Origin of the sequence: Streptococcus mitis (assembly GCF_047459985.1) — a bacterium.
Classification (GTDB): Bacteria; Bacillota; Bacilli; order Lactobacillales; family Streptococcaceae; genus Streptococcus; species Streptococcus mitis_DZ.
Map to the genome: position 1 here is coordinate 41,474 of NZ_JASHHD010000014.1, position 10,060 is coordinate 51,533.

A 10,060-nucleotide genomic window follows, 5' to 3' on the forward strand; every position below is an offset into this window, starting at 1 on the left:
AATGGCGAAAAAACCAAAAAAATTAGATGAAATTTCAAAAAAATTCGGGGCTGAACGTGAAAAAGCCTTGAATGACGCTCTTAAATTGATTGAGAAAGATTTTGGTAAGGGATCAATCATGCGTTTGGGTGAACGTGCCGAACAAAAGGTGCAAGTGATGAGCTCAGGTTCTTTGGCTCTCGATATTGCCCTTGGTTCAGGTGGTTATCCTAAGGGACGTATCATCGAAATCTATGGACCAGAGTCATCTGGTAAGACAACGGTTGCTCTTCATGCAGTTGCACAAGCGCAAAAAGAAGGTGGTATTGCAGCCTTTATCGATGCGGAACATGCCCTTGATCCAGCTTATGCTGCGGCCCTTGGTGTCAACATTGACGAATTGCTCTTGTCACAACCAGACTCAGGGGAGCAAGGTCTTGAGATTGCAGGGAAGTTGATTGACTCAGGTGCAGTAGATCTTGTCGTGGTCGACTCAGTTGCTGCCCTTGTACCTCGTGCAGAAATTGATGGAGATATCGGAGATAGCCACGTTGGTTTGCAGGCTCGTATGATGAGCCAGGCCATGCGCAAACTCGGTGCTTCTATCAATAAGACCAAAACAATTGCCATCTTTATCAACCAATTGCGTGAAAAAGTTGGGGTAATGTTTGGAAATCCAGAAACAACTCCTGGTGGACGCGCTCTGAAATTCTACGCATCAGTGCGTTTGGATGTTCGTGGAAGCACACAAATCAAGGGAACTGGTGACCAAAAAGATACCAATGTCGGTAAAGAAACTAAAATTAAAGTCGTGAAAAACAAGGTGGCTCCACCATTTAAGGAAGCCTTCGTTGAAATCATGTACGGAGAAGGGATTTCTAAGACTGGTGAACTCTTGAAGATCGCAAGCGATTTGGATATCATCAAAAAAGCAGGAGCTTGGTACTCTTACAAGGATGAGAAAATCGGGCAAGGTTCTGAAAATGCTAAGAAATACTTGGCAGATCACCCAGAAGTCTTTGATGAGATTGATCATCAAGTCCGTGTTCAATTTGGTTTGATTGATGGAGAAGAAGCTTCTGTAGAAGCTGCTGAAAGCAAAAAAGATGAAGCGGTTCAAGCAGATTCTGTGAATGAAGAAGTAACGCTTGACCTAGGCGATGAGCTTGAAATCGAAATTGAAGAATAAGTTATTAAAGTAGTGGAGAGAATCCGCTACTTTTTTGTTGCCTTGTTCTGGTGTTCAGATTAATACTCAATGAAAATCAAAAAGCAAACTAGGAAGCTAGCCGCAGATTGCTCAAAGCATTGCTTTGAGGTTTTAGATAAGACTGACGAAGTCAGTTACATATATCTAAGGTAAGGCGACGCTGACGTAGTTTGAAGAGATTTTCGAATAGTATTAACTATAGTTTGCTGTTTCTTGTCGCTCCTCTAGAAAGCTGATATAATAGCCTTATGAATAAAAAACGAACAGTGGACCTGATTCATGGTCCGATTCTTCCCGCGCTCTTAAGCTTTGCCTTTCCAATCTTGTTGTCCAATATTTTTCAACAGCTCTATAACACTGCTGATGTCTTGATTGTTGGACGATTTCTTGGTCAAGAATCCTTGGCTGCAGTAGGAGCGACGACAGCGATTTTTGACCTGATTGTAGGTTTTACTCTTGGTGTTGGTAATGGCATGGGGATTGTCATTGCCCGCTATTACGGGGCTCGGAATTTCACTAAAATAAAGGAAGCAGTAGCAGCCACCTGGATTTTAGGTGCTCTGTTGAGTATTGTGCTTATGTTGCTGGGCTTTCTTGGTTTGTATCCTCTCTTACAGTACCTAGATACCCCTGCTGAAATCCTCCCTCAATCCTATCAATATATTTCTATGATTGTGACCTGTGTCGGTGTCAGCTTTGCCTATAATCTCTTTGCAGGTTTGTTGAGATCCATTGGTGATAGTCTAGCTGCGCTTGGCTTTCTGGTTTTCTCTGCCTTAGTTAATGTGGTTCTGGATCTCTATTTTATTACGCAATTGCATCTTGGAGTTCAATCTGCGGGAATTGCTACCATCATTTCGCAAGGCTTATCAGCGGTTCTCTGCTTTTACTATATTCGTAAGAGTGTTCCAGAACTTTTGCCTCAGTTCAAGCATTTCAAATGGGATAAGGCCTTGTATGCGGATCTCTTGGAGCAAGGTCTGGCTATGGGCTTGATGAGTTCAATTGTGTCTATTGGTAGTGTGATTTTACAGTCTTCTGTTAATACCTTTGGTGCCGTGATTATTAGCGCCCAGACGGCAGCTCGACGTATTATGGCTTTCGCCCTTCTTCCTATGACCGCTATTTCTGCTTCGATGACGACCTTTGCTTCTCAGAATTTAGGTGCTAAGCGCCCGGACCGCATTGTCCAAGGTCTTCGAATCGGTAGTCGTTTAAGTATATCCTGGGCAGGCTTTATCTGTATCTTCCTCTTTTTTGCCAGTCCAGCCTTGGTTTCTTTTTTGGCTAGTTCGTCGGATAGCTACTTGATAGAAAATGGCAGTCTCTACCTGCAAATCAGTTCAGCCTTTTATCCTATTTTGAGTCTTTTGCTGATTTATCGCAATTGTTTGCAGGGTTTGGGGCAAAAAGTCCTTCCTCTGGTTTCTAGCTTTATAGAACTAATCGGGAAAATCGCTTTTGTGGTCCTGATTATCCCTTGGGCAGGATATAAGGGAGTTATCCTTTGCGAACCCCTTATCTGGGTTGCCATGACCATCCAACTATATTTTTCGCTTTTCCGTCACCCCTTGATAAAAGAAGGCAAGGAAATCTTGGCAACCGAAGTGCTCTCCTAGCTGTATTTGCTAATAAAATCTATTTCCTCTAGTGAAAATCGAAAAAACTTGTGATATAATAAGAAAGATTAAAATGTGAAAAAAGGAGATTCCTAATGGGACGTAAATGGGCCAATATCGTAGCCAAGAAAACGGCTAAAGATGGAGCTAACTCTAAAGTATATGCAAAATTTGGTGTAGAAATCTATGTAGCAGCTAAAAAAGGTGATCCAGATCCAGAATCAAACTCAGCTTTGAAATTCGTTATCGACCGTGCCAAACAAGCTCAAGTGCCAAAACACGTTATCGATAAGGCTTTGGACAAGGCAAAAGGAAACACAGACGAAACCTTTACAGAAGGACGTTACGAAGGCTTTGGACCAAATGGTTCTATGCTGATCGTTGATACTTTGACTTCAAACGTTAACCGTACAGCGGCTAATGTCCGTGCAGCTTTTGGTAAAAATGGCGGAAACATGGGAGCTTCAGGTTCAGTATCTTACCTCTTTGACAACAAAGGTGTTATCGTATTTGCTGGCGAAGATGCAGACGCAGTCTTTGAGCAATTGCTAGAAGCAGATGTTGATGTGGACGATGTAGAAGCAGAAGAAGGAACAGTCACGGTTTATACAGCATCAACTGACCTTCACAAGGCTATCGTTGCTTTACGTGAATCAGGTATCGAAGAATTCCAAGTAACAGAATTAGAAATGATTCCTCAGTCAGAAGTGGAATTGTCAGGCGATGACCTTGAAACCTTTGAAAAACTTTACAGCGTCCTTGAGGATGACGAAGACGTACAAAAAATCTACACAAACGTAGACGGGTTCTAATTTAACCTAGAAAACATGATCCTAAGTGAGAAAATCACTTGGGATTTTTTAAATCAAGAAAATAGTTCTTATGAAAACTTTTATCTTGACATCTCTTTTCAAAGTGGTAAAATAGTTCTCATGAAAACTTATTTAGTTCCTAGGAGAACTAAATGCGATGGTTAGAAAGGAGTTAGTATGGATAAACCGATGTTGGTCTTTAAGCGTTTTGGTCACCAGATTCATTTGATGGTGCAAAAGGAAGCCAAACGTTGTGGTATTGAATTTATGGGTGGACCGCAAGGTCAGGTGGTGCGTTTTTTGGATATCCGTGAGGAAAGCCAAGACTTGGTCTTGATTAAAGATATCGAGCAGGAACTCAATATTAGCAAGTCTGTTGCTAGCAACTTGGTCAAACGTATGGTGCAAAATGGTTTGGTGGAATTGGAGGCGAGTCCTGTCGATAAGCGGGCTAAGTTTGTTCGTTTGACGGACAAATCGCGTTCTCAAATGCAGCAGGTTAAGGCTTTTTTTGAACGAATTGATCAGAGTCTGCTAGATGGTGTTTCAAAGTCAGACTTGGCAATCTTTGAAAAGGTCCTCGGTCAGTTGCAAGAAAATGTTGAAAAGATAGGAGGAGAGAATGAAGAAATTAGCAAAACGAATTAGTGGAAAAGAATGGGGAATGATTCTACTAGCCATTCTCTTTACCTGCTTTTCGGTTTATCTGGAGTTGGAAGTACCGACCTATATCTCGAAAATTACGGATTTGCTGGGAACTCAAGGAACCAACTTGGATGAGTTATGGCAACCAGCAAGCATGATGGTGGGAATGTCCTTTCTTGCCTTCTTGTCCGCAGTTGCAGTTGGATTTTTTGCATCCAGAGTGGCGGCTTCTTATACTAGTAAGTTGAGAAGTGATATTTTTAACCGAGTTTTAGACTATTCACAGACAGAGATTAAGAAATTCTCTATTCCTAGTCTCTTAACTCGTACGACCAATGATATTACTCAAGTTCAGATGTTGATTACCATGGGCCTACAAGTGGTTACACGTGGTCCGATTATGGCTATCTGGGCCATCGGGAAGATTTTAGGCCATTCAGAATACTGGCTCTGGGCCGTTCTTGTGGCAGTGATTGTCAATGTTTTGATGACGACCGTTTTGATGACGCTAGCCTTTCCAAAACAGTCTTTGATTCAGGGGCTGACAGATAAACTGAACAGTATTACTCGTGAAAGTTTAACAGGTATTCGGGTTGTTCGTGCTTATAATGCTGAGGATTACCAAAATGAAAAATTTGCTGTAGCAAATGATGAATTGACACGCTTGAATTTGTTTGTCAACCGTCTTATGGCTATTTTGAATCCTATTATGATGGGGATTTCAAGTGGTTTGAGTGTTGCGATTTACTGGATTGGGGCCTATGTAATCAACGATGCTGCTCCGACGGCGCGCCTGCCTCTCTTTAGTGATATGGTTGTTTTCATGTCTTATGCCATGCAGGTTGTCATGGGCTTCCTTCTCATGGGGGCGCTCTTCATCGTTCTTCCTCGTACCTTGGTTTCTGCCGGGCGTATCAATCAAGTGCTGGACCTTTATTCCTCTATTGAAAATCCTAGTCACCCACAGACGGCAAGCTCTTCTGTGAAAGGTCAAGTGGAATACCGCAATGTAACCTTCCGCTATGCGGCAAATTCGGAGGCGGTTGTTGAACATGTTAGCTTTAAAGCAGAAACTGGTCAAACAGTGGCCTTTATTGGTTCAACAGGTTCTGGTAAATCAACTCTGGTCAATCTAATTCCACGTTTCTACGACGTATCAGCAGGAGAAATCCTAGTGGATGGTGTCAATGTTCAAGACTATGACTTGGAAGATTTGCGAAATAAGGTCGGCTATATTCCACAAAAAGCTGTTCTCTTTTCAGGTGATGTCAAGAGCAATCTAGACTTTGGACACAGTCAAGAAACACCGCTTAGTGAACAAGCTATGTGGCAAGCCTTAGACTTGGCCCAGTCTAAGAACTTTATCGAAGACAAGGAAGCGGGCTTAGAGTCAGAAGTAGCCCAAGGAGGAACCAACTTCTCAGGTGGCCAAAGACAGCGTCTGGCCATTGCGCGTGCCTTAGCTAGGAAGCCAGAAATCCTCATCTTTGATGACTCCTTCTCAGCCTTGGACTACAAGACAGACCGAGTTTTACGTCAAGATTTAGCAGAGAAAACAAAATCTATGACCAAGCTTATCGTCGCACAACGTATTTCAACGATTATGGATGCTGATTTGATTTTGGTCTTGGATCAAGGTAAAGTCGTGGGACAAGGTACCCACAAGGAACTTCTAGCTACCAACGAAGTTTACCAAGAAATTGCCTATTCACAACTATCGAAGGAGGAATTGGAACATGGAAAATAAAAAAATGTCTCTCTGGAAACAGAGTAAACCCTATCTTGCAGGTCTCCAGTTTGCCCTTTTGATTGCCTTTTTAGCAACAATCCTATCTAATATCATTACTGTATATGGTCCAACCCGTATCAAGGAAATGACCAATATCATTGCAAGTGGTCTGGGAACAAGTGTGGATGTCGTGGCGGTTGCAGCCATTGGTGGTTTTTTGGCCGTGATTTATGTGATTGGGCTTTTATCAAATTATTTGCAGGCCTTTCTGTTTACAACAGCCATTCAACGTTTTTCAGAGCGTTTGAGAACAGCCATCGCAGAGAAAATCAATCGCCTACCATTGAGATATTTTGATGGACACTCTCAGGGGGACACCTTGTCTCGTGTAACCAATGACGTTGACACTGCAGCTCAGTCTCTCAATCAAAGTCTGGGAACAGTTCTTTCATCTAGTTTACTAGTTTTAGCGGTCTTAGTAACCATGTTTGGGATGAACTGGATTTTAGCCTTAGTGACGGTTGTTTCAACGCTTGTTGGTTTTGCTTTCGTGTCTGTCTTTATGGGCAAATCGCAGGGCTTCTTTAAGAGTCAGCAACAGGATTTGGCAGCTGTCAATGGCTATGTGGAAGAAATGTACTCTGGCCATAATGTGGTGACCAGCTACAATGCTATCGAGAGCACGAAAGAAGAATTTGCGAAATTAAACCATCGTCTGTATAACAGTATCTGGAAATCTCAGTTTATTTCAGGGATTATGATGCCGATTATGATGTTTATTGGGAACTTTAGCTATGCCTTGGTGATTATCGTTGGTGCAGCCTTGGCTCTGAATGGGCAGATTAGTATCGGGATTATCGTTGCCTTTATGGCCTATGTTCGTATCTTTTCTCAGCCCCTTTCCCAAATCGCTCAAGGAATTACCAGTTTGCAGCAGGCTAGTGCAGCCATGGGACGTGTCTTCGAATTCTTAGGTGAAGAGGAAATGGAAGATGAATCTCACAAAGAAAGACAATTGAGCGATATGAAAGGTCAAGTGGTCTTTGATCGAGTTTCCTTTGGTTACACACCAGAGCGAACCATTATCCATGACTTTTCTGCGACGGCTCATGCAGGTCAAAAGGTTGCCATTGTAGGACCTACTGGAGCTGGTAAGACAACCATTGTCAATCTTTTGATGAAGTTCTATGAGATTGATAAGGGAAGCATCCGTATCGATGGTGTCGATACCAAGGAGATGAAGCGTTCGGAAGTACACGATGCCTTTTCAATGGTCTTGCAGGACACTTGGCTCTTTGAAGGCACTATCCGAGACAATCTCATTTATAACCAAAAGGGTATTAGTGATGAGCGCGTGATTGAAGCCAGCAAGGCTGTAGGGATTCACCACTTTATTATGACCCTACCAGATGCCTACGATACTGTCTTGGACGATACAGTGACCTTGTCTGTCGGACAAAAACAACTCTTGACCATTGCTCGTGCTTTGCTGAAAGATGCGCCACTCTTGATTTTGGATGAGGCGACCTCTTCGGTTGATACACGGACGGAGGAATTGATTCAGAAAGCCATGGATCGTTTGATGGAAGGCAGAACTTCCTTCGTTATCGCCCACCGCTTGTCTACTATCCGAAATGCTGACCTGATTCTTGTCATGAAAGATGGAAATATCATCGAGCAAGGAAATCATGATGAGCTAATGGGGCAAGCTGGTTTCTATGCTGACCTCTACAACAGTCAATTTACTGAAGACGAAGCAGAAGAATAAATCTAAGAAGGCTTGACGGCCTTCTTTTTCTTCTTTATACTGGTATAATAGAAAGATGGAAGTATGAGTCAAAAATTATACAATATGAAATTTTCTGCGGTCTATCAAGCTTTGATCGCAAAGGTTGAGCGAAAGGGTGGAAGGGCAGAATCCGTTCACCAAGTGACCAGTTGGTTGACAGGTTATGAAGTGAGTGGCATCCTCACTTGTCTGAATAAAGACCTTACTTATGGAGATTTTTTTCGACAGGCACCGTCTTATGCTCCTGAACGGATTACAATAACAGGAAAGATTTGTGGTGTTCGTATTGAGGAAATTGATGATCCTATGATGCAGGAAATCCGTCGTCTGGATAAATTAGTGGACTGGCTTGCCAAGGGGAAAACAGCCCAGCAGGTCCTAGAAAAGTATGAGAAATAGAAATGAAAAACTATCAAGAGTGGTACGATAAGAGGAAATTAAGTCTCCTTGGACATCCACAACTATTGCAACTGATGCGAATTTTTAATCGCCTGATGACAGTGCTGATGCCCTTAACTTACATGACCTTATTGGGAACAAGCTTTGTAAGTAAAGGGGTCGGGAAAGACCTTGCTGCTTATATTTTGGTGCCAGCTTTGGGGTTTGTCCTATTGACGCTCGTTCGTAAGTGGATCAATCAACCGCGTCCTTATGAAACTTGGGGAATTGTCCCGCTACTAGATAAAGACAGTTCTGGCAATTCAATGCCCAGCCGCCACGTCTTTTCAGCGACTATCATTTCCATGGCTTGTGTGCATGCAAATCTGTCTGTGGGCTTGATTTTATTGGTCTTGTCAGCTCTTCTCGGTCTTGTGCGGGTCTTGGGTGGTGTACATTATCCCAAGGATGTTCTAGTTGGCTATGCCTGTGGCCTTCTCTGGGGAATTCTTTTCTTTATTTTCTAAAAAGTAAGTGGGTCTGGACTCGTAACCACTTACGGGTCTAAAGTGACCACTTGCTTTTTTGCTCTTGTAAAGTCTTCTGGCCTTTGGTATAGTAGAGTCAGAAAGGAGATGGAATGAAGTTACGAATCGAAATTGACAGCAATTTAGAGGAAACTGAAATTGTCATCAAGGCAGCGGCTTTGACAGATGAGATTGCGGATTTGCAGCGTCTCTTGCAAGAGTCCAAGTCTCCTAGGTTGATTTTTTACAAGGGAACAGGTGAATATTATCTGGACTTGTCGGAAATTCTTTTCTTTGAGACGGGAGGTAGCAAGATTTATGCACATACCCAGAAAGATGCCTACGAGGTTCGGCTTAAACTCTATGAGTTAGAGGCTATCCTTCCTCGTTATTTTAGTCGGGTATCCAAGTCAACAATCGCTAATATTCGGCAAGTCTATTCGGTGGACAAATCCTTTTCAGGAACGGGCACCATTTCCTTTTATCAAACCCACAAGGAGGTTCATGTCTCACGGCATTACCAATCTCTCCTAAAAGAAAATCTAAGAAATATGAGGTAACAAGATGAAAAAGAAAGCATTTGGTATTGTGTTGCTAGTATTGGCGGCTTTAATATTATTACAAGGAAATTTTGGAATCCCTTCATTCGGTGGGCAAATTTGGCCCTTGCTCGGTATTGCATTTTTTGCTTATCAATCGGTTGGAGCATTGTTGCGTCACCACTTAACTTCAGCCTCTTTTACAGCCCTAGTGGCCTTAATGATTACTAACCACTTTTATAGCATTTTACCGATTCCAAATCAGACACTGTTCTGGGCTAGTATTCTAATTGTTCTTGGAGTTAGTGCTTTGACTCACTCTAACAGAACTTGGAATGGGAAAAAATGGTGGCATGATGGGGAAAAGACCATTTTTATAGACAAGGAAGTCGCTTTTGGGACAGGTACTTTTTACAAGCAAGAGCAAGAATTGGTAGAAGACCAAGTAGAAGTTGGTTTTGGAAATGCCAAGATATATTATGACAATGCAGAGATGTTAGGTGATTTTGCTACTCTGAATATCGAAGTCGGATTTGGGAATGCAGTTATCTACGTGCCTCAACACTGGAGAGTAGATCTAAAGGTAGAGACTTTTTGTGGAGCAGCCAAGGCAGATGCCCCTCTAGGACCAACCAGCAAAACTTTGATTATCCGTGGAGATGTAGCTTTTGGGAAACTAGGAGTTGTTTACGTTAAATAAAAAAATGCTAAATTCCTAAACTAAGTTCCATCGCTAATTCAAGTGGAAGTTAGTCTGATAAAAACCCTAAAAACCAGTGGCAATCCGTGTCAAGGTAAGTTCTACTGGTTTTAATAATGCTTGGTTTTATAGC

10 protein-coding genes are annotated in these 10,060 nt (G+C 42.3%); all 10 read left to right on the plus strand.

Annotated elements, in window-relative coordinates:
- Window position 1 precedes the first annotated feature (1 nt).
- Entirely contained in the window at window positions 2–1,168 is a 1,167-nt protein-coding gene (recA, locus tag QM959_RS07850) for a recombinase RecA (protein WP_414372546.1), read from the plus strand.
- Between the two features lie 269 nt (window positions 1,169–1,437).
- Window positions 1,438–2,808 (plus strand): MATE family efflux transporter, encoded by a 1,371-nt coding sequence (locus QM959_RS07855; protein ID WP_414372548.1) that lies wholly within the window; start codon window positions 1,438–1,440, stop codon window positions 2,806–2,808.
- Window positions 2,809–2,903: 95 nt separating this feature from the next.
- On the plus strand, window positions 2,904–3,620 hold the full coding sequence (locus QM959_RS07860; RefSeq protein WP_247935036.1) for a YebC/PmpR family DNA-binding transcriptional regulator: 717 nt from the start codon (window positions 2,904–2,906) through the stop codon (window positions 3,618–3,620).
- 177 nt (window positions 3,621–3,797) lie between these two features.
- A complete protein-coding gene (locus tag QM959_RS07865) occupies window positions 3,798–4,268 on the plus strand; it encodes a MarR family winged helix-turn-helix transcriptional regulator (protein WP_414372550.1) in 471 nt (156 codons plus the stop codon).
- Entirely contained in the window at window positions 4,243–6,012 is a 1,770-nt protein-coding gene (locus QM959_RS07870; RefSeq protein WP_414372552.1) for an ABC transporter ATP-binding protein, read from the plus strand. Before QM959_RS07865 ends, QM959_RS07870 begins: the two co-directional genes overlap by 26 nt.
- A complete protein-coding gene (locus QM959_RS07875; protein ID WP_414372554.1) occupies window positions 6,002–7,762 on the plus strand; it encodes an ABC transporter ATP-binding protein in 1,761 nt (586 codons plus the stop codon). Before QM959_RS07870 ends, QM959_RS07875 begins: the two co-directional genes overlap by 11 nt.
- Before the next feature lie 63 nt (window positions 7,763–7,825).
- Window positions 7,826–8,182, plus strand: coding sequence for a DUF2200 domain-containing protein (locus QM959_RS07880; RefSeq protein WP_414372556.1), 357 nt, complete (start codon window positions 7,826–7,828; stop codon window positions 8,180–8,182).
- 2 nt (window positions 8,183–8,184) lie between these two features.
- The gene (locus QM959_RS07885) at window positions 8,185–8,688 is read left to right on the plus strand and encodes a phosphatase PAP2 family protein (protein ID WP_414372558.1); all 504 of its coding nucleotides are present in this window, start codon (window positions 8,185–8,187) and stop codon (window positions 8,686–8,688) included.
- 113 nt (window positions 8,689–8,801) lie between these two features.
- Window positions 8,802–9,248, plus strand: a complete 447-nt coding sequence (locus QM959_RS07890; protein ID WP_414372559.1) for a LytTR family DNA-binding domain-containing protein — start codon at window positions 8,802–8,804, stop codon at window positions 9,246–9,248.
- Between the two features lie 4 nt (window positions 9,249–9,252).
- Window positions 9,253–9,927 (plus strand): LiaF transmembrane domain-containing protein, encoded by a 675-nt coding sequence (locus QM959_RS07895; protein ID WP_414372561.1) that lies wholly within the window; start codon window positions 9,253–9,255, stop codon window positions 9,925–9,927.
- Window positions 9,928–10,060: the final 133 nt, after the last annotated feature.